Annotated in this window: 25 protein-coding genes; 13 read left to right on the top strand and 12 right to left on the bottom strand. The window is 72.1% G+C overall.

The features are described 5' to 3' along the window. Positions 1-2: 2 nt before the first annotated feature. Entirely contained in the window at positions 3-683 is a 681-nt protein-coding gene (locus BLV39_RS30055; protein WP_143049942.1) for a hypothetical protein, read from the top strand. 54 nt (positions 684-737) lie between these two features. Here BLV39_RS30055 and BLV39_RS30050 read toward each other — a convergent pair whose 3' ends face one another. Continuing rightward, complete coding sequence (locus BLV39_RS30050) at positions 738-1,196, bottom strand: MarR family winged helix-turn-helix transcriptional regulator (protein WP_090800013.1); 459 nt, start codon at positions 1,194-1,196, stop codon at positions 738-740. Between the two features lie 62 nt (positions 1,197-1,258). Between BLV39_RS30050 and BLV39_RS30045 the strand changes: the two genes are divergently transcribed. After that, positions 1,259-1,627: a VOC family protein gene (locus BLV39_RS30045; protein WP_090800806.1), complete on the top strand. Its 369-nt coding sequence runs from the start codon at positions 1,259-1,261 to the stop codon at positions 1,625-1,627. Positions 1,628-1,640: 13 nt separating this feature from the next. Here the strand turns inward: BLV39_RS30045 and BLV39_RS30040 are convergent, their stop codons facing one another. Next, entirely contained in the window at positions 1,641-2,843 is a 1,203-nt protein-coding gene (locus BLV39_RS30040; protein WP_090800012.1) for an MFS transporter, read from the bottom strand. A gap of 73 nt (positions 2,844-2,916) precedes the next feature. On the opposite strand from BLV39_RS30040, the gene BLV39_RS30035 reads away from it, so the two are divergent. Both BLV39_RS30035 and BLV39_RS30030 read left to right on the top strand, forming a co-directional pair. Then, positions 2,917-4,239 (top strand): lanthionine synthetase LanC family protein, encoded by a 1,323-nt coding sequence (locus tag BLV39_RS30035; RefSeq protein ID WP_204082568.1) that lies wholly within the window; start codon positions 2,917-2,919, stop codon positions 4,237-4,239. 58 nt (positions 4,240-4,297) lie between these two features. Next, positions 4,298-4,903: a class I SAM-dependent methyltransferase gene (locus BLV39_RS30030; RefSeq protein WP_090800804.1), complete on the top strand. Its 606-nt coding sequence runs from the start codon at positions 4,298-4,300 to the stop codon at positions 4,901-4,903. Between the two features lie 52 nt (positions 4,904-4,955). Here BLV39_RS30030 and BLV39_RS30025 read toward each other — a convergent pair whose 3' ends face one another. Then, on the bottom strand, positions 4,956-5,588 hold the full coding sequence (locus tag BLV39_RS30025) for a TetR/AcrR family transcriptional regulator C-terminal domain-containing protein (RefSeq protein WP_090800010.1): 633 nt from the start codon (positions 5,586-5,588) through the stop codon (positions 4,956-4,958). Positions 5,589-5,651: 63 nt separating this feature from the next. Here BLV39_RS30025 and BLV39_RS42550 point away from each other — a divergent pair, with 63 nt between their 5' ends. Continuing rightward, positions 5,652-5,858, top strand: a complete 207-nt coding sequence (locus tag BLV39_RS42550) for a hypothetical protein (protein ID WP_143049941.1) — start codon at positions 5,652-5,654, stop codon at positions 5,856-5,858. Continuing rightward, entirely contained in the window at positions 5,855-6,805 is a 951-nt protein-coding gene (locus tag BLV39_RS30020; protein WP_090800009.1) for a quinone oxidoreductase family protein, read from the top strand. The genes BLV39_RS42550 and BLV39_RS30020 overlap by 4 nt, the downstream gene beginning before the upstream one ends. A 27-nt stretch (positions 6,806-6,832) precedes the next feature. Here the strand turns inward: BLV39_RS30020 and BLV39_RS30015 are convergent, their stop codons facing one another. Then, positions 6,833-7,309, bottom strand: a complete 477-nt coding sequence (locus tag BLV39_RS30015; protein ID WP_204082569.1) for a DUF5946 family protein — start codon at positions 7,307-7,309, stop codon at positions 6,833-6,835. A 72-nt stretch (positions 7,310-7,381) separates the two neighbouring features. Between BLV39_RS30015 and BLV39_RS30010 the strand changes: the two genes are divergently transcribed. Both BLV39_RS30010 and BLV39_RS30005 read left to right on the top strand, forming a co-directional pair. Continuing rightward, positions 7,382-8,005, top strand: coding sequence for a hypothetical protein (locus BLV39_RS30010; protein WP_090800008.1), 624 nt, complete (start codon positions 7,382-7,384; stop codon positions 8,003-8,005). A 55-nt stretch (positions 8,006-8,060) separates the two neighbouring features. Next, positions 8,061-10,796, top strand: a complete 2,736-nt coding sequence (locus BLV39_RS30005; RefSeq protein WP_090800007.1) for an AAA family ATPase — start codon at positions 8,061-8,063, stop codon at positions 10,794-10,796. Here BLV39_RS30005 and BLV39_RS30000 read toward each other — a convergent pair. Then, entirely contained in the window at positions 10,774-11,250 is a 477-nt protein-coding gene (locus BLV39_RS30000) for a GNAT family N-acetyltransferase (protein ID WP_143049940.1), read from the bottom strand. The genes BLV39_RS30005 and BLV39_RS30000 overlap by 23 nt on opposite strands. Before the next feature lie 169 nt (positions 11,251-11,419). On the opposite strand from BLV39_RS30000, the gene BLV39_RS29995 reads away from it, so the two are divergent. Next, a complete protein-coding gene (locus BLV39_RS29995) occupies positions 11,420-14,302 on the top strand; it encodes an AfsR/SARP family transcriptional regulator (RefSeq protein WP_176985143.1) in 2,883 nt (960 codons plus the stop codon). Here the strand turns inward: BLV39_RS29995 and BLV39_RS29990 are convergent. From BLV39_RS29990 to BLV39_RS29970, 5 genes are all read right to left on the bottom strand, one after another. After that, a complete protein-coding gene (locus BLV39_RS29990; protein ID WP_090800004.1) occupies positions 14,295-15,545 on the bottom strand; it encodes an SGNH/GDSL hydrolase family protein in 1,251 nt (416 codons plus the stop codon). The genes BLV39_RS29995 and BLV39_RS29990 overlap by 8 nt on opposite strands. Before the next feature lie 72 nt (positions 15,546-15,617). Beyond that, positions 15,618-16,568 carry a hypothetical protein gene (locus BLV39_RS29985; RefSeq protein WP_090800003.1) on the bottom strand — a complete coding sequence of 317 codons (951 nt, stop codon included), beginning with the start codon at positions 16,566-16,568 and terminating at the stop codon, positions 15,618-15,620. A 27-nt stretch (positions 16,569-16,595) separates the two neighbouring features. Continuing rightward, the gene (locus tag BLV39_RS29980; RefSeq protein WP_090800002.1) at positions 16,596-17,036 is read right to left on the bottom strand and encodes an iron chaperone; all 441 of its coding nucleotides are present in this window, start codon (positions 17,034-17,036) and stop codon (positions 16,596-16,598) included. A gap of 70 nt (positions 17,037-17,106) precedes the next feature. After that, complete coding sequence (locus tag BLV39_RS29975) at positions 17,107-17,739, bottom strand: TMEM175 family protein (RefSeq protein ID WP_090800001.1); 633 nt, start codon at positions 17,737-17,739, stop codon at positions 17,107-17,109. 68 nt (positions 17,740-17,807) lie between these two features. After that, complete coding sequence (locus BLV39_RS29970; protein WP_090800000.1) at positions 17,808-18,530, bottom strand: alpha/beta fold hydrolase; 723 nt, start codon at positions 18,528-18,530, stop codon at positions 17,808-17,810. 128 nt (positions 18,531-18,658) lie between these two features. Here BLV39_RS29970 and BLV39_RS29965 point away from each other — a divergent pair, with 128 nt between their 5' ends. The 4 genes from BLV39_RS29965 (at position 18,659) to BLV39_RS29950 (ending at position 21,502) form a co-directional block, all read left to right on the top strand. Beyond that, entirely contained in the window at positions 18,659-19,024 is a 366-nt protein-coding gene (locus tag BLV39_RS29965) for a sigma-70 family RNA polymerase sigma factor family protein (protein ID WP_090799999.1), read from the top strand. Between the two features lie 65 nt (positions 19,025-19,089). Continuing rightward, positions 19,090-19,845, top strand: coding sequence for an SDR family oxidoreductase (locus BLV39_RS29960; RefSeq protein WP_090799998.1), 756 nt, complete (start codon positions 19,090-19,092; stop codon positions 19,843-19,845). Between the two features lie 38 nt (positions 19,846-19,883). Then, positions 19,884-20,111, top strand: a complete 228-nt coding sequence (locus tag BLV39_RS29955) for a hypothetical protein (protein WP_090799997.1) — start codon at positions 19,884-19,886, stop codon at positions 20,109-20,111. Next, the gene (locus BLV39_RS29950; protein WP_090799996.1) at positions 20,108-21,502 is read left to right on the top strand and encodes a peroxidase family protein; all 1,395 of its coding nucleotides are present in this window, start codon (positions 20,108-20,110) and stop codon (positions 21,500-21,502) included. The genes BLV39_RS29955 and BLV39_RS29950 overlap by 4 nt, the downstream gene beginning before the upstream one ends. Positions 21,503-21,585: 83 nt before the next feature. On the opposite strand, the gene BLV39_RS29945 is transcribed toward BLV39_RS29950, so the two are convergent. Both BLV39_RS29945 and BLV39_RS29940 read right to left on the bottom strand, forming a co-directional pair. Then, on the bottom strand, positions 21,586-22,158 hold the full coding sequence (locus tag BLV39_RS29945; RefSeq protein WP_143049939.1) for a sigma-70 family RNA polymerase sigma factor: 573 nt from the start codon (positions 22,156-22,158) through the stop codon (positions 21,586-21,588). Further along, entirely contained in the window at positions 22,151-23,122 is a 972-nt protein-coding gene (locus tag BLV39_RS29940) for a maleylpyruvate isomerase family mycothiol-dependent enzyme (RefSeq protein ID WP_090799994.1), read from the bottom strand. The genes BLV39_RS29945 and BLV39_RS29940 overlap by 8 nt, the downstream gene beginning before the upstream one ends. Positions 23,123-23,158: the final 36 nt, after the last annotated feature.

The following is a 23,158-nucleotide window of genomic DNA, read 5'->3' as shown; positions in this document are numbered from 1 at the left end:
TGGTGTCAGTCCTCGAGGAAACCGACTGGGTTCGTCTAGAGAACAGGAACGGTTCGGCGCACCCGGACACGCCGACCATGCTGCTCGGGCTCTCGTCGAGCGATCCGCAGGCCGTGGAGGCGGGTCTGGTTCACCTGTCATACGAGTTGCTTGAATATCCGAACGTCTATTCGGCCGCGATGCCGGCCGCTCAGTATGTCGCCGAACTCGTGGCCGACCCACGAACTCCGCGACGAGCCGACCTGCTGGCGTGGCTGGCAAGGGTGGTCGAGTCGGTAGGCGACGCGATGGTGCGCGAGTTCGTCGAGCTGGCCGGCTACTCACCGCTGGATCACCCGGCGTCGACGTTTCGGAAGGTTCGGCAAATCCGACCGCAGCTACTCGCGGCGGTCGCCGCCCGCATCGAGGATCCGGATCCCGCGGTCAGCGAAGCGGCCCGCGCCGCGGCGGCCGCCATCGGCCAATTCGAGTTCGGCTTCGCGGTGGTCGAGGACATGCGGGATTACGCCTGGGCGATCGTCCAAGAAATAGTCCGGATATTCGGAACATCGACCTCGGATGCGTTGGCCATGGTCAACGAGCATTGGGCATCGTTCGCGATTGGCCCGGACAACCTTCTCGGTCACGAGGAACCAGACTATTGGGCGCGCACGATATTCGCCCTACACGGAGAACGGCGCTAGCACTCCCGCCACCGGCGTCCGGTCGCGTTGCTGGGCGGCCGGCTGCGTGGCGAGCTACGCGCCGTCGTTGCCGTCGCGCAGGGAGCGGACCATGGTTCGCAGGATCCGGAGCGCGGCTGACTGCTCGGACTCGGTCAAGCCGCCAAGCATCCTGAGCTCGACGGATCGGACCGCCGCGGTCGCCTTCTCGAGGCTCTGTCGCCCGAGAGGCGTGAGGCGCGTGGGAAGAACCTTCCCGAAGGGTGCCTCCGCCGGCCTGGTCACGTAGCCCTCTCGTTCCAGGGTTTGGAGCAGCACGTTCATCGACTGCCGTGTCACGAACGCGCCCCGCGCGAGCTCGGAGTTCGACAAGCCGGGTCGTTGAGCCAGCAGCTCGAGGCAGGAGTAGTGCGTCACGGTCATCCCGAGCGGCCGCAGCACCGCCTCCATGGCCGCGCGGAGGGCGCTCGACGCCTCTTTCAGGAGGTAGCCCAGGGACGTCTCCAGGTCGATGCCGGCACCAGCTTGACTCATGTCAGTAGTCTGACATAGGTTTGTCGTGTCAGAAGACTGACACGATCCGAAGGAGCATGATCATGCCCGCGACCGGCCCTGACTTCCTCTCTCTGCAAGCTCGCGACCTCGACGCGTCGCAGGCGTTCTACGAGCGGTACCTCGGCCTCGTCCGCTCGCCGCAGGGGCCGCCCCATGCCGTCGTCTTCGAGACGACCCCGATCGCGTTCGCTCTCCGCGACGTCGTTCCCGGCACCGATCTCGCCTCAGTCGCCCAGCCCGGCATCGGTGCCGCGATCTGGCTCCACGCCACGGATGTCCAGGCCGTTCACGACGCGCTCGTCGCCGACGGTCACACCATCGTGTCCGCACCGATCGACGGCCCCTTCGGCCGGACATTCACCTTCGCCGACCCCGACGGCTACCAGGTCACTCTCCACGACCGCGCCTGATCGCCGATAGCGCCTATGCCGCGAGGCCCCGTTGTTCCCGCACGGAGGGCAGCAGGGCGAGCGCCGGCAGCAGGACGAGTGGCACGACCAGCAATGCGCGCAGGATGCCGACGTGGTCTCCGAGGAAACCCACGAGCGGTGGTCCGGCCAGGAAGGCCGTGTAGCCGAGGACCGCTACGACGCTGACCCGTGCCGGGGCGCGGGCCTCGTCGTCGGCCGCCGCGCTCATGCCGACCGGGAAGCCGAGTGACGCGCCGAGCCCCCACAGGGCCACCCCGCCCAGCGCGACCGCCGCGGTCCCCGCGAACACGACGATCACGGTGCCCGCGGCCGCTATCAGCATCGTGGCGAACAGGACCGGGACCCGGCCCCACGCGTCGAGGGCGACCGTGCCGGCCGTGCGCCCGATGGTCATCGCGACGACGAACACGCCGAACGCCGCCGCGCCGGCTGCCTCGCTGACCTCGTGGCCGTCGACGAAGGCGAGCGCCAGCCAGTCGTTGGCGGCGCCCTCGGTGAATCCCAACACCAGCACGAACAGGCCGATGAGCAGGACGCGCGGATCGCGCCAGGCGGCCAGCAACCGGGGACGGGCGGCGGCCGAGCCGTCGTCCGATGTGGACGCGAGGAACGCGCTGGCGGCGAAGAGCGTGCCGACGGCCATGACCACACTCGCGAGTGCCAGGTGTACGCCGATCGGCACGTCCATCCGGGCACACCCGGCGCCGAACAGGGCGCCGGTGACCGTACCCAGGCTCCACGCCGCATGGAAGCGCGGCATGATCGTGCGACGCAGCCGGCGCTCGACCGCGGCCCCTTGCACGTTCATCGCGACCTCGCAGGTGCCGCTGCCGTAGCCGAGCGCGAACAGGCCGATGCCGACCAGTGCCGGCGAGCCGAACACTCCGGCGCCGACGCCGGCCAGCGCCAGCCCGGCCGAGGCCACGACCGTCACCGCGGCCACGGTCCGCGAGGTGCCGAGCCGGTGGGTCAGCACGCCGGCCACCGGCAGGGCCGCCACCGCACCCGCGGAGACCGTCAGCAGCAGCAGGCCCAACTGGCCGGCACTGAGCTCCAGCGCGTCCCGCGCGGCCGGCACCCGGGCGAACCAGGATGACAACGCCAGGCCGTTGAGGCCGAAGACGACGGCGACGGCCGTCCGCGCCCGCAGCACTTCGCGGGGGATGGCAGCACCGGTGCTCGTCGAGGCGGACATCCGGAGATCGGACCGTTGAGAGCGCCCTCATGGCAAGGCCGAGTGGCGCCGGTCACGCCGTTATCGTGGCGGCGTGTCTGACGCATCGAGGTATCGCGAGTTGGGCGAGGCCGCCTGGGCCTGGGTGCTGAGCCAGGTCCGGTACGACGACGGGCCGTGGCTCCCCGACGTGGTCGGCGACGATCCTCCGCAGCCGGCCGAGGACCGCGACTCGCTCTACGCGGGCATTGCCGGGCTGGCTCCCGTACTCGCCGAGGTCCGCCGCCATCGTCCTCTGAACGGCGCCGAGACCGCACTGGCGGCGGGCATCGTCGACCGCTTGGGCGGGCCTTCGGACCGCAGCGACCCGTCGCTCTACGACGGCCTCGGCGGTGAGGTGACCGCGCTGCGGCTGTTGGCTCCCGGGCAGGAGCGGTTCGCGATGGAACGGCTGGCCGCGCTGCGCACGCCCGCCGGATGGGAACCGTCGCCGAGCGTCCGGGAGATGTTCGGCGGCGTGCTGTCGGACGTCGTCTCGGGCAGCGCCGGCGTGGTGCTCACCGCCGCCTGGTCCGGAGGTCCGGTCGCCGCCGAGATCATGACGACCGGGGGAGAGGCGCTTCTGCGGGCGGCCGAGCCGACCGAGGCCGGCCTGGACTGGCGGATGTTGCCGGGATACACGTCGAGCACCCCCAACTTCTCGCACGGCACCGCCGGCGTGGCCGCGGCGCTGGCCGTCGCCGGCCACGCCCTCGACCGGGCCGACTTCGTCGCCGCCGCGCGCCAGGGTGCCGCGCACCTGCTGGCCATCGCCTCGCTCGACAACGGCGGGTTCGTCGTCGAGCACACCATCCCGCGGTCGCAGCGCGAGGTCGAGCCGGTGACGTACAACTGGTGTCACGGCCCCGCCGGCACCTCCCAGGTGTTCGCCGCCCTGGCCCGCGCCGGGGTCGAGCGGGTCGGTGACTTCGGGGTCGACGAGTTGCGCCGGCGCTGCCTGCACTCGGTGCTGAGCTCGGGTCTCCCGCAACGGCTCCGCCCCGGCTTCTGGGACAACGACGGCCGCTGCTGCGGCACGGCGGGCGTCGCCGACGTCCTGCTCGACGCCGCCCAGGACACCACGGACGAGGCGTACGCGGCGGTGCTGATGGGTGGCGTCGAGACGATGGCCGATGCCCTCGTCGAGCGGGCGATCCGCGACGACGCGGGGGCGCGCTGGCAGTTCGTGGAGTACCGGCAGGACCCGCCGCTGCTGCCGCCGGGCACGACCTGGATGCAGGGCGCCGCGGGGATCGCCGCGTTCCTGCTGCGCTTCGCCCGCGTCCTGGACGACGGCCCGACCGCTGCGGTCGTCGACCGCCCGGACCAGTGGTGGGCCGTGCCCGAGCGGCTGTGCGTCACCCGAGCCGCCGCTTGATTTGCCGTTCCGGCAAGGAGGTTTGGCGGGCGGCCGCGACGCCGGGCAGGGTGGCGTGATGAGCAACCACGGCGCCCAGTTCTGGGACGACCTGTACGGCAGCCGCGACCAGGTCTTCAGTGGTCGCCCCAACGGCGTCCTGGTCACCGAGGTCACCGACCTGCCGCCAGGGCGGGCGCTCGACGTCGGCTGCGGTGAGGGCGCCGACGCCCGCTGGCTGGCGCAGCGCGGGTGGCAGGTGACCGCGATCGACATCTCGCGGACGGCGCTGGACCGCGCCGCCACGACCGACCCAGACCTCGCCGATCGGGTGACCTGGACGGCTTTGGACCTGACGCAGACGCCGCCGCCGGGGGAGTTCGACCTGGTCACCGCGCAGTACTTCCCCCTGTTGAAGCAGGCGGGTGACGCGGGCCCGCGAGGCCTGGTCGCCGCGGTCGCGCCCGGCGGCACCCTGCTCGTCGCCAGCCACGACCCGGCCGACCTCCCACCGGGCACGGACCACGGCTTCGACCCGGCCGACTACTGGCACCCGGCCGACATCGCCGCGCTGCTCGGCGACGACTGGACGATCCTGGCCAACGAGTCGCGCCCGCGGACCACACCCGCACCGCCCGGCACCCACCACCAGAACGACACGGTCCTGCTCGCGTGCCGCCGCTGATACCCGTCCGAAGAGTGCGGTTCGCGATCCGTCCGTGAGGCCGCCGAGGCCGTCAGGAGTTGGCCCCGGCTTTGACCGCGGCGCCCGCGATGACGACCTCCAGGCACTCGCGGAACAGGTCGTCCACGGTGCGGCCAGGGCGGAAGTAGTCGGCGATCGCGGCCACGACGGTCGGGTGTTGGTCGGTGAACGCGGCCATGTCGAAGTCTTTCAGCGCCTCCGTGTCCGGACGGGGGGCCTGTTCTTCGAGGACGTGGCCGACCGTGAAGCGCTCGACGGTCAGCACGATCACGCGGGCCTGTCGCAACGGGATGTCGCGCGCCACCAGGGTGCTCATGGCCAGTTCGGAGATCGCGGCCATGGTGCGGGAGAGCTGGGAGGCGGAGATGACTCGGGCGCCGTCCGGATGGGCGAGCAGCGCCCGGCGCAGCCGCTCGGCCAGGCCGCTCAACCAGTCCTGCCAGTGTTGATCGGGCTCGGGCGGTGACATGTCGCCGAACTCCTGGTCGAGTATCGCGTCGGCGATCGCCGTGACCAGGGCCGCCTTGTTGGGCAGATGCCAGTAGAGGGTCGGCGACTGCACACCGAGCCGCGCGGCGAGCTTTCGCGTCGTCACGCCGTCGAGACCCTCGGCGTCGAGCAGGGCGACGGCCTCGGCGACGATCCGCTGTCGGTCCAACGCCAAATTTGACACCTCCCGCCAGCACTCTATCAGTGCTAGATTCTCTCTATCACCGATAGAGAGGCGATGAAGATGACAAACTTCCGCAGCGTGCTGCACCGGGTGACACATCGCGTTCCCGCAGTGCCCGCGCATGTCGAGCGGCCGGCCGGACACCAGGGCGCGGCGGTCCACGGTCGCAACGCCCCGCACCACTCGCCCGCTCGCCCTCCCCGCTTCCTGCCGAAATGGCAGCGCCGGATCGCGGCGTTCTTCGGCCAGGAGCTGTCATGAAGGCAGCGGTGCTGCACGAGCTTGGAGGCATCCCCCGCTACGAGGACTTCCCGGATCCCGTGGCCGGCGAGGACGAGGTGGTCATCGACGTGAGGGCGGTCGCGGTCGAGACCGTCGACAAGCGCATCGCGGCCGGCACGCACTACGCGAGCCAGCAGTACATCGCGGATTTGCCGGCGATTCCCGCCTTCGACGGCATAGGCGCACTGCCGGACGGCACGTTGGTCGGGTTCGGCAACCCCCGCCGGCCGTACGGCGCGCTCGCCGAGAAGACCGTGGTGCCCAAGGGCGCCTACATGCCGATCGCGGACGGCATCGACCCGGCGATCGCCACCGTGCTGGGCACGGCGATCACCGGCATGTCCATCAAGACCGCCGCCGGCTTCGTGCCGGGCGAGACGGTGCTCGTGCAGGGCGCGACCGGCGTCGCGGGGCGACTCGCGGTGCAGGTGGCCCGCCTGCTCGGCGCCGGACGAATCATCGCGACCGGCCGCGACGACGACCAACTGCGTGAGCTGCAAGTCGATGAGGTGATCAACACCGCCGTACCGGACGAAGCGCTGGCGCAGGCGTACCTCGATGCCAAGGGCGATGGCTATGACGTCGTGCTGGACTTTCTCTGGGGCAGACCCACCGAGATCCTGCTGCGATCGCTGGTGCCGCAGACGTTCGCGTTCCCGAAGCCGACCCGGCTGATCCAGATCGGCGAGTCCGCCGGCGCCGGGCTCGTTCTCGCCGCGGAGAGCCTGCGCACCTCCGGTGTCGAGATCTACGGCGCGGCCAAGGGACTCGGCCCACAGACCATGCAGGAGGTGTACGGCCAGGTCGTCACGTGGGCGCAGTCCGGAGCGCTGACCTTCGACGTGGTCAAGGTCCCCCTGAGCGACATCGAGAAGGCCTGGCAACGCACCGATTTGCGGGGCCGCAGACTAGTCGTGCTGCCGTAACGGTCAGACCGAGCGACCTCCGTCTGATCACGACGGCCCGGTCCAGGCGGCGTACGTGGCCGAAGCCCAGGCGCTGACCCGCTGGTCGTAGCCATCGGCCGGGAAACTCCCGTCCACCGCCACATCGGCGATGGTGGTGCCGAAACTCGTCGGCGCCGGGCGCTCGGGCAACGGAACAGCCGGGTGGAACAGCTCTGGGCCGGCGTGGCTGCGGTGGGAGTTGCGCCGGCGGGCGCTGTGGATCACCGCTTCGAGAGCAGCCGGACCGCCCGACCGGTACGCGAGCAGGAACGCCCACCCCGCGTCTTTCCTGCCCCGCGGGGCGAGCCGATGGGCGGGATGCTGCAGGAAGAAGCACGACACGACGACACCGTGCAGCGGACCCCACGGCGGTTGCCGGGAGTGGTCCAGCGCCAGCAGCCGTTCGAAGAGCTCGTCGCAGCTCAACGGCGCCTGCCGGGAACCGCACTCCGCGCACAGCGGCGGGTGAGCATCGATGGCCACCTGAGGGATTGTGCCGGATCCTGAGCCGTGCGTACGCTGCCGTCCTTGATCATCTGGAGGAGGAACGACAGCGTGGCCACGAATCCTGGCGGTCCGCCGCCGCGGCCGGTCGCCATCGCGTCCGTCTTCCTGGCCGGCGCGGCCGTCCTCGGCGTGCTCGACGTGATCGCGACCCGGCTCGCGATCGGCAACTTCGACGACGCCGCTCCGGGCGCGCTGCGGGTCCTGCTGGAGCGGGCGGTCGACGACGCGGACGTGTGGGTCGAGCAGATGCGCGGCGCGCTGAACGTCAACGTCGTGGTGGCGGTCGGCGTGATCGTGGTCTTCGGCGCGTTGGCGGCCGCGATCCGGCGGCGTTCGCCGGCCGCGCGGGTCGCGGTGTGGGTCGCCGCCGCGGCAGCGGTGTGCCTGCTCGGCGTCGGCATCGCGAACAACCCGGAGTTCTCGCCGACCAACGGCACCGATCCCGTGGTCGAGGAGGCCTGGTCGCGGCTGCTGCCCGGCTGGTACTCGGTCGTGCGCAGCCTGCTGACCGCCGGCGAGCTGCTCACCGTGCTGATCCCGTCGTTGCTCCTGCTGCGCACCTCCGCCGGCGAGTTCTACCGCCCGCAGGTGGCCGAGCCGGGCCTGGGCGCGGTCCTGGCCGCCCGCGAGGCCCGCATGGCCCGCCAGGCGCGCGAGGAGCAACAGGACTAAGGCGACGGTCGGGTTTTCGATAGTTGGGTGGCTCGGGGGTTGAGACCATCCTCGGATGGTGGCCGCCGGGATCGGGCTGGTCGGCCGGGATGCCGAACGGCGGATGCTGGCCGCGCTCGCCGACGACGTGCGCGCCGGGTCGAGCCGGGTCGTCGTCATCCGTGGCGCCGCCGGGATCGGGAAGACCGCGCTGCTCGACGACCTGGCCGCGCACGCTACCGGCCTTCGGGTCGCGCGGACCACGGGCGTCGAGTTCGAGTCAGATCTGCCGTTCGCGGGGCTGACGGCCCTCACCCGACCCCTGCTGACGCACCTCGACGAGCTGCCGGGTTCGCAGCTCGCGGCGTTCAAGGCGGCGACGGCGCAGGCCGACGCGGTCGGGCCGGTCGACAGATTCGCCGTGTACGCGGCGACGCTGTCCCTGCTCGCCGCCGCCGCAGAGGCCGGGCCGTTGCTCTGCATCGTCGACGACGCGCACTGGCTCGACCGCGCCTCGGCCGAGGCGTTGCTCTTCGCCGCACGCCGGCTGCTCGCCGAGGCCGTCCTGCTCGTCTTCGCCACCCGCGACATCCCCGCGTTCGCCGCACCCGGGATCCCCGAGCTGCACCTCGACGGGCTCGACGCGTCGTCCGCCGCCGAGCTGCTGCGCCGCGGCGGCGTCGACTCCCCGCTGGTCACCCAGCAGCTCACCACGCTGGCCAACGGCAACCCGCTCGCGCTCGGCGAGATCCCGCAGGCGATGACCGACGACCAGCGGGCCGGCCGCGTGCCCATCGGCGACACGATGCCGACGACCGAGCGGCTCGAACGGGCGTACGCGGCCCAGATCTCCTCGTTGACCCCGGTGGAGCGGCTCGCGCTGCTCACCTGCGCGGTCGCCGGGACCGCCACCCTGGACCTGGTCATGGGCGCGCTGCGGGAACTGGACCTGCCGGTCGCCGCGTTGGACGCGGCGACGGAGCTCGGCCTGCTCCGCGTGTCCGGCCAGAGCGTCGAGTTCCGTCACCCGTTGGTCCGCTCCACCGTGCACGCGTCGGGCGGACCCGGCGGACGCCGCGCGGCCCACGCGGCGCTGGCCAGGGCGTGCTCCGGTCCGCTCGACGCCGACCGCCGGGCGTGGCATCTCGCCCAGGCGGCGACCGGCCCCGACGCGGCCGTGGCCCAGGCACTTGCCGAAACCGCCGAACGCGCCAGCCGTCGCGGCGGGGTCGCCGCCGAGGCGGCCGCCTGGGAACGGGCGGCCATGCTCACTCCGGACCAGGCACTCAGCGCCGCCCGCCTGGTCGCCGCATGCCCGTTGTGGATCTCATCCGGCGCCGTCGACCACGCGGAACGGCTGATCCGCGAGACCCTCCTGCTGGTCGGCGACGACCCCGGGACCAGGGCCCAGGCGCTGGCCAACCGGGCCTACCTGGCCGCGCTGCGCGGCGACATCGACGAGATCTTCGACGAGTTGCTCGACGCGGCGGAACAGCTCGCGCCGACCGCTCCCGCCCACGCCGGCCGGCTGATAAGCCTGCTGGTCAACGCCCCGAACCGGCGGTGGGACGTCGCCCAAATGCTCCAGGTCTGCTCCCGGGCCTACGAGCTGGCGGATCCACTCGTCGGCGACCACAAGATCCCGAAGGTCGCGGCGCGGCTCGCGTACGCGCAGGTGCTCGCCGGGCTGCCCGAGGCGACACCGCTGGCGCTGGCCACCATGCCCGTCAGCGCGGCCCGGCGCTCCGACGGGTCGTGCGCCGAGACCGGGATGGTCCTGACCTGGATCGAGAGGTGGGACGAGGCGCGGCGGATGTTCGACCGCGACGTCGCCGGCGCCCGCGAGGTCAACGACATCTCGCTGCTCGCCTACGCGCTTCCGTTGCGGGCCGAGCTCGAGTTGCGGCTGGGCCGGCTTGCCGCCGCGTACGCGGACGCGCTCGAAGGGGTCGAGCTCGCCGAGGCCATGGGACAGCCGGTCAACACGGCCGAGGCGACGGTCGCCCTCGCCCGGGTCGAGGCCGCCCGCGGCGCACCGGAATGCGCAGCGCACGCGAGAAAGGCGATCGCACTCGCGCCCGGCCACCTCGGAGTCGAGGCGTACGCCCGCAGCGCGCTGGGTGCCGCCGCCCTGGCGGCCGGCCGCTATCCGGACGCGGTGGCGGAACTGACCATGGTGGACACGATGCTTCGCGCCGGTGGGGTGGTCGACAGCGGTGCGGTCGCCCACGAGGGTGACCTCGTCGAGGCGCTCGCCGCGACCGGGAACACCGAGGAGGCACGCGCTGTCGCGGCGCGGCTCGATGCGTCGGCGGCGCGCACCGGCGGGCGGGTGCCGGCGGCGGTCGCCGCTCGCGCGCGGGCCACCCTCGCCGACGACACCACCGCCGAGATGGCGTTCGAGGCCGCGCTGCGCGTCGCCGGCCAGGTGCCCGCACCACTCGAGCGGGGCAGGACACTGCTGCGGTACGGGCAGTGGCTGCGCCGCGCGCGTCGACGGCACCGCGCCCGCACCCATCTGGAGGCGGCGCTGGACATCTTCGAGACGGCGGGGGCCGCGGTGTGGGCCGAGCAGACGCGTGCCGAATTGTCCCCGTCGGCCGGTGCCGCGCCGGTCATCGTTGCCGCCGCGGACGCGCTGACGCCGCACGAGTGGCGGATCGCCCACGCCGCCGCGCAGGGGCGAACAAGCCGGGAGATCGCCGAACAGATGCTGCTCTCGGTCCGCACCGTCGACTACCACCTCGGCAACGTCTACCGCAAACTGGGCATGCGTTCCCGTCGCGACCTCATCCGCCGACTCGGCGGCTAGCGGTGGAGATCGTGATCAGCTCGCCGTCGGCGGTCGCGTCCGGGAAGAGCTTGTCGATGAGTAGCCGCATGGGCGCATTGCCGCGCAGGACGTAGGCGTACACGTGGTCGTGTCCGAGGACGGCGGCCTCGGCGACGATCCGCCGCACGAGGTCCTCGCCGAACCCCTGCCGATGCGCGGCGTCGACCACCTCGACGGCGATCTCGCCGACGCGGGTCGGTTGCGTGCGTACGGTGACGAGACGGGACATACCCACCGGGCGCCAGCCCCGGTGGTCGAGCCGTTCGGCGACCAACGCCACGTGCCGACTGCCGTCCACATCGGTCAAGGCACGTCGGTACGCACCGGTGAGCCGGGGCAGTGCGGTGTGGTAGCGCAGGAACCGCGACCACGTCGACATGCCCTCGAAGACCTTGACGACCGTCTCGACCTCGCCGGGACGCAACCGCCGCACCCGCCGCCCTCCACCCGCACCAGCCATGGAGAAAGCGTCTGACGCGACGGTGGCCAAGCGGATCCGTAGAGCTACCGGTCAGCCATTCGCAGACCCACAAAGCCCTAGCTGGCCGCTAGGATCTGTCGACATTGCCGTTCGTCGAATGCCTGTCCCGTGTGGAGTCACGATGACCAAAGGCGGCGCGACCTCGCACAACGGGCTCACGAAGACGGTGCGGTATCGCCTCCTCGGGCCGGTGGCGCTGGTGGTCGACGGGCGGCCCGTCGACTCCGGCGAGCCACGACGACGCGCTGTGCTGGCCGCGCTGCTGGCGGACCCTGGACACGTCGTGCCCTCGGAGGTCCTGGTCGAGCGGCTGTGGGACGAGTCGCCCCCACGGGATGCCCGCGGAGCGTTGCGCGCCCACGTCGCCCACGTCCGCAGCGTGCTCGCGGCGCACGCCGGCGGGGCTCCGCCACGGCTGGTCCACTCCGACGGCGGCTACCTCCTCGACGTCGATCCGGAGCTTGTCGACCTGTTCCGGTTCCGCCGGCTCACGGCCGCGGCGAGAGCGCCGGGCTGTCCGGCGGACCGGCAGGCGACGCTGCTCCGGGAGGCGTTGGCCGAGTGGCACGGCACCCCGTTGGCCGGCATGAGTGGCAGTTGGGCCGCGCGTACGCGCGACGGTTGGGCGGAGGAGAGGCTCGACGCGACGGTGGCGTGGGCCGGTGCCGAGCTTCGCGTCGGAAACGCCGGCGCGGTGCTCGGCCCGCTGGTTAGCCTGGTCGGCGACTATCCGCGGGCGGAGTCGCTCACCGCGGCGCTCATGCGGGTGTTGCGAGCCGCCGGCCGCCCCGGCGACGCGCTGGACCACTACGCGCGGGCCAGGGCGCGACTCGCGGAGGAGTTGGGCACCGACCCGGGGCCCGAGCTGCAGGCTCTCCATCGGGAGCTCCTGCGGGGCGAGCCCGCGCAGGCGCCGACCAGGCTGACCCCGGCACAGCTACCGGCGGACCTGGCCGGCTTCGTCGGCCGCGAACCGCAGCTCGCGGCCCTGGACGCGTTGCTGGCGGGGGAGTCGACGGCGGTCGCGGTGTCGGCGGTGTCCGGCACCGCGGGCGTCGGCAAGACAGCGCTGGCGGTGCACTGGGCGCACCGGGTCGCCCATCGGTTCCCGGACGGGCAGCTCTACGTGGACCTGCGGGGGTTCGACGAAGGCCGCGCCGCGGTGACGACCGCCGAGGTCGTGCGAGGGTTTCTGGACGCCCTTGCGGTTCCGGCCGAACGGATCCCGGCCGCCCTCGAGTCCCAGCTAGGCCTCTACCGAAGCGTGGTCGCCGGCCGACGGATGCTGATCCTGCTGGACAACGCCCGCGACAGCGGCCAGGTCCGCCGGCTGCTTCCCGGCACCCCGACCGCCCTGGTCGTCGTCACGAGCCGGGACCTGCTCACCGACCTGGTCGTCAGCGACGGTGCCGACCCGGTCATCCTCGACGTGATGACCCGGCGCGAGGCGCGCGAGATCCTGGCCGACCGGCTCGGCGCCGAAGGCGTCGACGCTGATCCGGACGCCACCGGGAGGGTGATCGGTTTCTGCGCCGGGCTGCCGCTCGCGCTCAGCGTCGTCGCGGCGCGCGCCCAGCAGACCGGCTTCGCGCTGGCCCAGGTCGCCGCCGAGCTGACGGGGACGCATGATCACCGCGCCGCGCTGGACTCCGTCGATCCGGGCAGCCGGCTGCGGGCCGCGTTCTCCTGGTCGTACGCGGCGCTCACGCCCGAGGCGGCGTACCTCTTCCGGCTTCTGGGTCTGAACCACCGTGGCGAGATCTCCACCCGTGCGGCCGCCAGCCTCGCCGCCGTTCCGGTGCCGCAGGTCAGGAAGCTGCTGGCCGAGCTGGCGGGGATCAGTCTGCTCGTCGAACGGACTCCGGGCCGGTGGGGCTGGCACGACCTCGTGTTCACCTACGCCGCCGAGCTCGCCGAGAGCGAGGTGCCGCCCGGCGAGCGCGACGCCGCCACCGAACGGCTCGTCGACCACTACCTGCACACCGGGTACGCGGCAGACCGGCTCGCGCATCCGGCCCGCGACCCGATTCCCGTCCCGATCCACGCGCCGGCGGCCGGCACCCGCCCCGAACAGTTTCCCGATCGCCCCGCGGCCGTGGCGTGGCTGCACGCCGAACATCGCCCGCTGCTCGCGGCGCTACGACGAGCCGCCGCGTCGGACTGGCACGAGCGCACCTGGCAGATCGCGTGGGTGCTGGACACGTACCTGAACCGGCAGGTCATCTGGAACGACCGGATCGACGCCTGGCACGAGGCCTTACGGGCAGCCGGCCACCTCGGCGAGCCGGTGGCCGAGGCGTACGCCCACCGTGCGACGGCCGGCGCCAGTGTCCTGCTGCACGCGTACGACGACGCCGACCGTCATTTCGCGGCGGCGCTGGAGCTCTACGCCCGCCGCGGCGACCTCGTCGGACAGGCCCAGACCCACCAGAACATGGGGTTCAGGTGGGATCGTCTCGACGAGCCGGAGCGGGCACTGGAGCACGTCCGCCGTGCCCACGAGCTGTACAGCGCCGCCAACCACCCGGCGGGTGAGGCCGAGTCGCTGAACAACGCCGGATGGTGCGAGATCCGCCTTGGCCGGTATCACGACGCTCTCGCGCACAGCCTGCGCGCGCAGACCCTCAACCAGCGACTCGGCAATGTGGACGGCGAGGCGATGACCTGGGACACGATCGGCCTCGCCCAGCATCACCTCGGGCAACAGGAACCGGCGATCGCCAGCTTCCAGCGCGCCATCGACCTGTTCAAGGAGTTGGGTGCCCGCCTCTACGAGGCGGGCACGCTGGTGCGACTCGGCGATGCCCACCGTGCCGCGGACAGCGGCGACCCGGCCCGCGAGGCCTGGCAACAGGCGTTGAGCATCCTGACCGAGCTTCCCGACAGCGACCGCGACAACGACCTGGACGTCGACGCGGTGCGCAGGCGGCTGACGGACCTGGAACATGGTGACCAGAGCTGGCCCCCGCCACCCGGCGAGGGCCAGCGCCGATCAGCTAGCTGAACGCGATGCGCCCGTCCGCCTGCCGTACGCACGCGACGGTCCGGTTGGCGGTCGTCGCCGCGGCGGCCAGGCACTGGCCGAGGACCTGGTGGCCCGCGGCGTTCGGGTGCCAGGACTCCTGGCACGTCTGGAAGTACGTGGCGCAGGCGTTGGCGATGCGCTGGATCGCGATCTTGTCCTTGCCGGACAGGCTCGTCACCGGCACGCCGGTCGGCCCGTCCTGCAGCCGGATCGGGGTGGCCAGCGCCCCGGTCGGGCTCGCGTCGGTCTCGCAGAGCCGCGCACCGTCGAAGGCGCGCTGCACGTTGAGGTAGACGATGTCCTCGCCCGGGAACTCGGCGCTCAGCGTCGACTGTCCGGTGCGGACGATCGTGCCGAGGCCCCCGGAGAACCAATGGCCGGCGGCGAGGCTGGCCCGGTGGATCGGGCAGCCGGCCGCGTACCGCTCGGCGCCGAGCTCCCGGAACTTGTCGCGGTCGTCGGCCCGCCCGTCCTCGGTCCAGAAGCGCTGGGCCAGGTCGAACGGCAGCGGGTTGGTGTAGTCCTGGAGCACGATCCGGTGCTGCCCGTCCGGGTCGATCTGCCGGACGGTGGTGACGATCTGCCGCACGGCGGCCAGCGTCTCGGCGGTGGCCGCCGTGAGCTGGGCGTCCGTGGCCAGGTCGCTGGTCGCGCAGGGAGCCTGCTCGACCGGGCCGTTGATGTAGGCCCAGAACTCCCACCAGCCGGTCCAGGCGTCCGCGATGAACCGGTTGGCGCACTTCTCCGCGACGTTGCCGAACGTGAACTGGCTGTTGTTGGAGCCCAGTCCGATCATGACCAGGTCGATGTCGTGGGTCTGCGCGACGGCCCGCAACTGGTCGAGCTGGGAGGCCACGGTGCGGCCCTTGGCCCGGCTGGCCGAGGCCGACGCGATGTCGAAGGGCTGCCCGCCGGAGCAGGCCAGGTTGAACCGGGCGGAGATGCCCGGCAGCGCCGCCTGCTGGATCGACGCGTTCGCCGAACGGTGGCAGAAGAAGGCGTTGTTGTTGGCCGCCGACCAACCGGGGAAGCCCTGTGCGACCCCGTTGAGGTCGGTCACGGCCTGGTAGCTGCCGGCACCCTCACCGCTGACGAAGCTGTCGCCCAGCGCCACGGCGGCGGTCGGCAGCGCGGCGGATGCGGGTGGACTGCTGCCGAGCACGGCCACGACGCCCGCGGCGAGCACGGTGAGCGTGGCGGTCAGGAACGCGGGACGACGCATGCGACCTCCAGAAAACATGAAGAATGTTCTGAGATCGCGATCAGATCATCGCAGCACGACGTCCGTCAATACCTACCTTTCCGCTAGGAGATTGCGGCGTTCGGTCGCGATCGCCACGAGTCGCTCGTGCGCCGAGGCGGTCCGCCGCTCCAGCCGGCCCCGCACGTCGTCCACCATCGCCGCGCACCGGGCGACGTTCTCCTGGGCTCGCTGGATCCGGCCCCGCACGGCGAGGTCGGTGAAGATGTTGTCGAACCAGACGTCGACGAACCGCGTCAGCCCGTCGATGGCAAGCTGCGGCGCGGTCGCCGGAGCGTCAGGGACGTCGGCGAGCTCGGTGCGCAGCACGGCCAGGCTGCGGTCGGCGCGGGCCGCCGCGAATGCCGTCGCGTCGAGCCGGGAGTGCTTCATGGCGCTGCTGAGCGCACCACCGCCGAAGAACGTGTCGTACGTCGACCAGCCGGACGCGCCACGCAGCCCGTCCTGTACGAGCGCCAGGTCATCGGCCGCCACCCGGGCCACCGCGACGGCCTCGGCGATCTCGTGCAGTTCGCCCTGGAGCCGGCCCCGCTCGTCGGCGAGCGCTAGCAGCCGCTCCCGGCGGGGGTCCGTGGACGCGGCCAGGAATCGTTCCTTCTCGTCGAGCACCGCCGCGTACGCGCCCGGGGCGGGTGCGAGGTCGTCGAGCCGCGCCCGCGCGGCGGCCTGCTCACGCCGCAGCGCCCCGAGCCGGGCCTCGGCATCGGCCACCAGGTAGCGCGCCGCCTCGGCCTCCGCGCGTTCGCGCTCCAGCCGGTCGTCGCGCGAGCCGCGCAGTGAGGCCAGCACCCGGGTGAGGGAGAGCCCTTCGAGCCGGTCGACGTCGGCCTGCTCCTTGGCGTGCCGAGACCGCAGGGTGCTCAGGTGCGCCGTCAGCTCGTCCGCCCGCCGGCGCAGCTCAATGCTGCGCCGGCCGACCACCTCGTGTTCCCGGAGCGCTTCGGCGGCCGAGGCCAGCCGCCGTTCGATGTCGTCGACCACCATGTATCCATAGGACAACGACCGCGCAAGCTAGCTGACCGCCTGCTTCATGAGCTCCGCGATCCGCTTCTCGTCGGCGGCGGTGAGCTTGGTGATCGCCCATGCCGTGGGGAACATGGTGCCGTCGTCGAGGTGGGCGCCGTCGTTGAAGCCGAACGTGGAGTACCGCGTCTTGAACTTCTCCGCGGGCTGGAAGAAGCAGAGCACCTTGCCGTCCTTGGCCCACGCCGGCATCCCGTAGTAGGTCCGCGGCGCGAGTTCCGGCGCGTTCTTCGTGATGATGGCGTGCAGCTTCTCGGCGATGGCGCGGTCCGCGGCACCCAGCTCGGCGATCTTCGCCAACAGGTCGGCCTCGCCGTCCTGGCTCTTGGAGCCACGACGCTTCAGCTCTGCGGCGCGGTCCTTCATCGCGCCGCGCTCCTCCTCGCTGAAGCCGTCGTAGCTCGCGGTGGTCTTCTTCTTGGCGGTCATCGCAGCCTCCGGTGCAGGGTCTCGCTCAGGTCGATTCTCATGCTAGGAACCGGACCGGACCCGGCGCTTCTCAGAAACTGACCGGTTGGGATGGCTCCTCCTCCGGGGTGCGGTGCTCGCGGACCGCCCGGGCGATGCGCCGGTCCGGGACGATCCACAGGACCGCGACGGCGGCGAAGCACGCCAGCGCGACGACCACACCGGCGCCGCCGAGCAACAGGGCGCTGAGGGTCCCGGTGACGAACAGGACGCCGGAGGCCTTGCCCTTGACGTCCGCGCCGACCGCCGCCCGCAGCGGCGACTGCGGTCCCTGCTGCCGGATGATGACGTTCTGCAGCACCACGTACGTGACGGACGCGGCGAGCAGGTTGAGGCCGTAGACGACGACCGGGGTCCGCGCGAAGTGGGACTCGTCGAGCCATGCGGTCGTGAACGGCAGCAGCGACAGCCAGAACAGCAGCGCCAGGTTGGCCCACAGCACCCCGCCGCCGACCTTCCGCACGAGGTGGAACATGTGGTGGTGGTTGTTCCAGTAAATTCCTAAGTAGACGAAGCTGAGCAGGTACGTCAGCAGCGCGATGCCAGTCGTGTGCAGCAGCGCGGAGACGCTGTGTCCTTCCGGCACCTTCAGCTCCAGCACCATGATGGTGATGATGATGGCGAGCACGCCGTCGCTGAACGCTTCGAGGCGGTTCTTGGGCACCCGGGAGGCCCCTTTCTCGTAGGGGATGAGGCCCCGGCGACGCTGCCGAGGCCCCACCCGGACCAGGGTCAGGCCGCGAGCGCTTCCACGGCCTCGAGGATCGCGTCCGTCACGGCGCCCGGCTGCGAGACGCTGAGCGCGTGGGACGCGCCGGCCACCTCGTGTACGCCCTTGGCGCCCGCCCGCTGCGCCATCCAGCGGTGCAACGCGACCGGGATGTTGAGGTCCTGGTCGCTGAAGACGAACCACGACGGCAGCGAGGCCCACGCCGCAGTGGCGGTCGGTAGCCCGGCTGAGAGGGCGACCTCGGTGACCGGACGCTGCGTCGCGCTCATCACGGCGGCCTGGTCGGCGGTCACGTCGGCGGCGAACTGGTGGTGGAACGCCTCCGGGCGGATCGCGAGCTCGTTGCCGCCCGTCGCCACCGGATAGCCGGTGAGTGCCTCGCCGAGCGTGCCGCCGGGGAACTTGGTCGAGAGCTCCAGCGCCGACTCGCCGTGGTCCGGTGCGAACGCGCAGACGTAGACGAGGCCGGCCACCTTGTCGTTGCCGGCGGCGGCCTCGGTGATCACCATGCCGCCGTAGGAGTGGCCGACCAGCACCACGGGGCCGTCGATCGAGGCCAGCACGTCGCGCACGTACGCGGCGTCGCCCGGGATGCTGCGCAGCGGGTTGGCGGCCGCGACGACATCGACGGAGCGGGCGCGCAGCCGCTCGATGACTCCGGACCAGCTCGCGGACTCGGCGAAAGCACCGTGGACGAGGACAACGGTGGGACGCGAGTTGCTCATGTTTCTTCCTTCTCTCTCCTGGGGTGTTGCTAGCTGAGACCGGGCACCTCGTCGATCCGTGACAGCGCCGGGAGGTGTCACAGAACACGGCGCTGTGCGGTCATAGCTGGCAACTGAGAGGACACCGAATGCTCGACCGGCACGACGACGTCGTCCGCAGGCTCGCCACGGCCTGTGCTCAGGGCGATGTCGCCGCACTGCGGGCCGCCCTGGCGACCGACGTCGTCGCCGTGTGCGACGGAGGCGGGTTGGTGCCGGCGGCGCTGGGTCCGATCTACGGTGCCGACGACGTCGCCGAGCTGCTCTCGGTCCTGCTCTGTGGCCGCCCGGCCACGGAGCTGACGGTCGAGGCCGTCAACGGTCGCGCCGGACTGGCGCTGCGCGACGCGGGCCGGGCGCTCGCGGTCGTCGCCGTCAAGGTCGCCGAACTCCGCGTCGCGTACGTGTGGATCGTGCTGAGCCCGGCGAAGTTGCGCGGCTGGCACCGCCCCTGACCTGTCACGTTCCGTGGACCTGTCCGGTCATAGCTGAGACACCAGCCAAGCGAGGGAGGCACATCGTGAAGATCGTGGTCATCGGCGGCACCGGACTCGTCGGCGCGAAGGTCGTGGCGAAGCTCGGCCAGCTCGGGCACGAGGCGGTGGCGGCGGCGCCGAACACCGGTGTGAACACGCTCACCGGTGAGGGGCTCGCCGAAGCCCTTGACGGCGCGGCCGTCGCGGTCGACGTTTCCAACTCACCGTCCTTTGCGGACGATGCGGTGCTGGAGTTCTTCGAGACCTCGACGCGCAACCTGCTCGCGGCGGAGGCTAAGGCCGGTGTCGGCCACCACGTCGCGCTGTCGGTGGTCGGCACCGAACGACTGCAGGAGAGCGGCTACTTCCGGGCGAAGCAGGCCCAGGAGAAGCTGATCAAGAACTCGGGGACTCCGTACTCGATCGTGCACGCGACCCAGTTCTACGAGTTCGTCGGCAGCATGGCCGCCGCGGCGGAAGAGGCCGGCACGCTGCGGTTCGCGCCGGCGCTGTTCCAGCCCATGGCCAGCGACGACGTCGCGCAGGCGGTCACCGGGGCCACGATCGGCGCGCCGCTGCACGCCACCGTCGAGGTCGCCGGTCCCGAGCAGTTCCGGCTCGACGACTTCTTCCGGGAGGCGCTGTCCTTCCGCAACGACCCGCGCACGGTGGTCACCGACCCGAGCGCGCGCTACTTCGGCGCGGTGCTCGGCGAGCGGACCCTGATGCCCGGGCCGGACGCGACACTCGGGGGGATCCGCTTCGGCACCTGGCCCGGTCGCGACGGTTCCCGCAGGTAGCACATCCACCTCACCCGCCACACCTATCGGAGGTACCGATGACCGACGACCTGTCAGAGCTGGAACGCATCGTCGAGTTGGAGCTGCACGACGTCGAGACCAGCCAGCCCGTGGACGAGGCCGTCCGGGTGCCGGTCGACGACTGGATCTTCGACCCGGCGGAGGCCGAGGGCGACGAGGTCCGCCTGCGCAGCCTGCTCGGCGCGGTCGAAACGATGGAGAACCCGCCCCAACCGGGCGCCAATCATGCTACGGAGGAAGGATGACTTCCGCTCGGGCCAACCCGCACGGCAGCCGTCTCGCCGCGCGGGACCACTGCCTGGGTCCGGCCAGGTCCGTCGACGGGCCCACCGGGCCCGCCCGCTACGGCCGCATGTTCCGCGACCTGGACCCGTTGGGCACCGACCCGCAACTGTTGATGCGGGCCGGCAGCAACGGCGGGGTCTGCGACTCCGCCGCGGTCCTGGACCAGCTCAACGCCGCCGGCGACGACGCCACCGAGGCCGCCGGGTGGCCGTTCTTCGGCCAGATCGTCGCGCACGACCTGACCGCCGACCGCTCGCCGATCGCCGGCGGGGTGGCCGCCGAGGCGCTGCTCAACGCCCGTGCCCCGATGCTCAACCTGGAGATCCTCTACTCCGACGGCCCGATCGGCTCGGTGTTCCTGTTCGACCTCGAGGATCCGGCGAAGTTCCTGCTCGGCCCGGACGGCGGCGACGTGCCGCGCAACCACCAGGGCGTGGCGTTGATCGGCGACCCGCGCAACGACGTGCACCTGTTCACGTTGAGCCTGCACGTCGCCCTGCTGCGCGCCCACAACCACATCGTGGATCTGCTGCGCGAGCACGGCGTGCCCGAGGGCCAGATCTTCGACCACGCGCGGACGGCGCTCACCTGGCACTACCAGTGGATCGTGGTGCACGACTTCCTGCCCCGACTCGTCGGCGCGCCGCTGGTCGAGCAGGTCCTCGCCGACGGTGGGCAGTGGTTCGCGCCGGAGCTGGGCCAGGCGTTCATCCCGCTCGAGTTCGCCGACGCCGCCTACCGCTACGGCCACGGCCAGATCCGGCACACGTACCAGCTTGTCGAGGGCGGCCCCGCGGTGCCGCTCTTCCCGGACCTGGTCGGGTTCGGGCCGTTGCCCGCCAACCGGCGCCTGGATCTCGCGCAGATCTTCGACATGCCCGGCCGGCAGCGCGCGCAGCGCGCCAAGCGCCTCGACGGCCGCCTCGCGGCCAGCCTGATCGGCCTGCCCGAGCAGGTCACCGGCGCGGTCGACACCGACGCCTACCGCTCCCTGGCGGTACGCGACCTGCTGCGCGGCGACACCACCGGGCTGCCGAGCGGGGAGGAGGTCGCCGGGCTGATCGGCGCCGTGCCGCTGACCGCCGGCGAGTTGGACCACGACTGGCCGCGGGGGACCCCGCTGTGGTTCTACATCCTCAAGGAGGCCGAGCACCGCGGCAACAACGGCGACCGGCTCGGCCCGGTCGGCGGCCAGATCGTGGCGGAGGTCCTGATCGGGCTGCTCCGCGCCGACGCGGCGAGCTACCTGAGCGTCGATCCGGACTGGCAGCCCAACCTGCCCGCCATCGGCCCCGGCTACGGCCTGGCCGACCTGCTCACCCTCGGCGTGCCGGTCGACCGTCCGGTGTAGACAGGTCTTCGCCGCCGCACCCGCTGTGCCGCAGTGGGTGGCGGGGTCGCCTAGGCGACGTGACGCCTTGGGAGACCGACTGATCAGTCGTAGGTGAGTCCTTCGGCCCGTAGCTGCTCACCGATGCGGCGCAGCCCGTTGCGCAGCCGCCACTTGGCCGTGCCCTCCGGGATGTTCAACGTGCGGGCCACCTCCCGGTACGTCAGCCCCCGGTAGTAGGCCAGCAGGATCGCCTGCCGGTGCGGTGCGGGCAGGTCCGCGATCGCCCGGCGGACCTGCTTGCGCGCGGTCGAGGCGAGCACGTCGTCCTCGACCAGCGCCGGCGGCGGATCGGTGACGGCGGCCTGCCGGACGCGCTCCTGCGTGCCGCGGCGGCGGATCCAGTCGATGCCGCGCCGGCGCGCGATCAACATCAGCCAGCCGCGCAGTGGGGCCCGGTGCGGGTCGAAGCGCTCCGGCCGCCGCCACAGGTCGACGAACACCTCCTGGGCGATGTCCTCCGCGGCGCCCCGGTCGCCCGTGACCTGCAATGCCATCCCGTAGACGACCGGGCCATACGTGTCGTAGACCTCGGCCAGCGTCGGCTCGTCACCCGCGATGAGCCCGGCCCGCAGCCGCACGTCCTGTTCGTCGGGGATGGCGAGCACGTCAGTCACAACCCATCGTCGCGGCCACGGTGAGGAAGTCGGTGGCGACGTCGCGGTCCCCGCCGACGTCGGCGCTGTGCAACGGACTGGTGAGCCGCCCGGCCAGCAGCCGGCAGAACCGCTCCGCCGGCATCGAGATCTCGGCCGCCACCGCGCTGCCCGACGCCGGGGACAGCCGGACCAGCCGGGTGCCGCCGCCGTCGCCGGTCAACACCAGCCGGACCGCCGTGCCCGGGTGCTCCCGGCCGGCGGCGACCATCGCGGCGGGCAGCAGCCGCGCCGCGAACGCCACGATGTCGGACAACTGCGCCGCGCTCGGCGGCCGGGGTGGCGCCGCCACCACCGCGCGCACGTCCTCGGCATGGATCCAGGTCTCGAATCCCCGCTGCACCAACGCCTCCCGCAGCGGTCGCTGGATCGCGGTGCGACCGGCCAGCGGCACCCGCCCGTCCAGGACGGCCGGGTCGGCGTCGGCCAGCGCCGAGACGATGGCGCCGGCCTGGCGCTGCCACCCGAGGTGGACGTCCGAAGTGGACTGCGCACGCGCGATGCCCGTCGCGGCCGCGACCGGCGCGTCGTTGCCGCGCAGGTGGACCACGAGGTCGCGGACCGACCGGTGCGGCCCCGAGGGGAGCAGCCACTGTGCCGGCGAGAGCCGGGCCAGCAGCCGGTCCAACTCGGCGACCTGCGCCGCGTAGACCTCGGCGAGCCGGTCCGCCTCCGCGTCCGGGCGGGGCCGTCCCGCCGGTCGCGCCGTGAGCGCGGCGGACAGGACGCGGGCACGTAGGTCGGCGGCCGGTGCGTGCGCGCTGGACGTTCCGATCCAGTCGGCGACGCGGCCCAGGTCGGCGACCTCGGCCGCGCAGGTCGGGCAGCGGCTCAGATGCTCGGCGACTAAGCGCTCCTCGTCGGGCGGACACGCCTCCAGCGCGTACGCGCCGGCAAGATCGCCGGTGTGGCGGTGTTCGGTCATCTCGATCCTCAGTTCATGCATCGATAGCGGTGAGCC

The sequence above is a fragment of the Asanoa ishikariensis genome (genome assembly GCF_900107455.1).
GTDB lineage: Bacteria > Actinomycetota > Actinomycetes > Mycobacteriales > Micromonosporaceae > Asanoa > Asanoa ishikariensis.
This window is presented reverse-complemented; position numbering and strand designations above follow the sequence as displayed.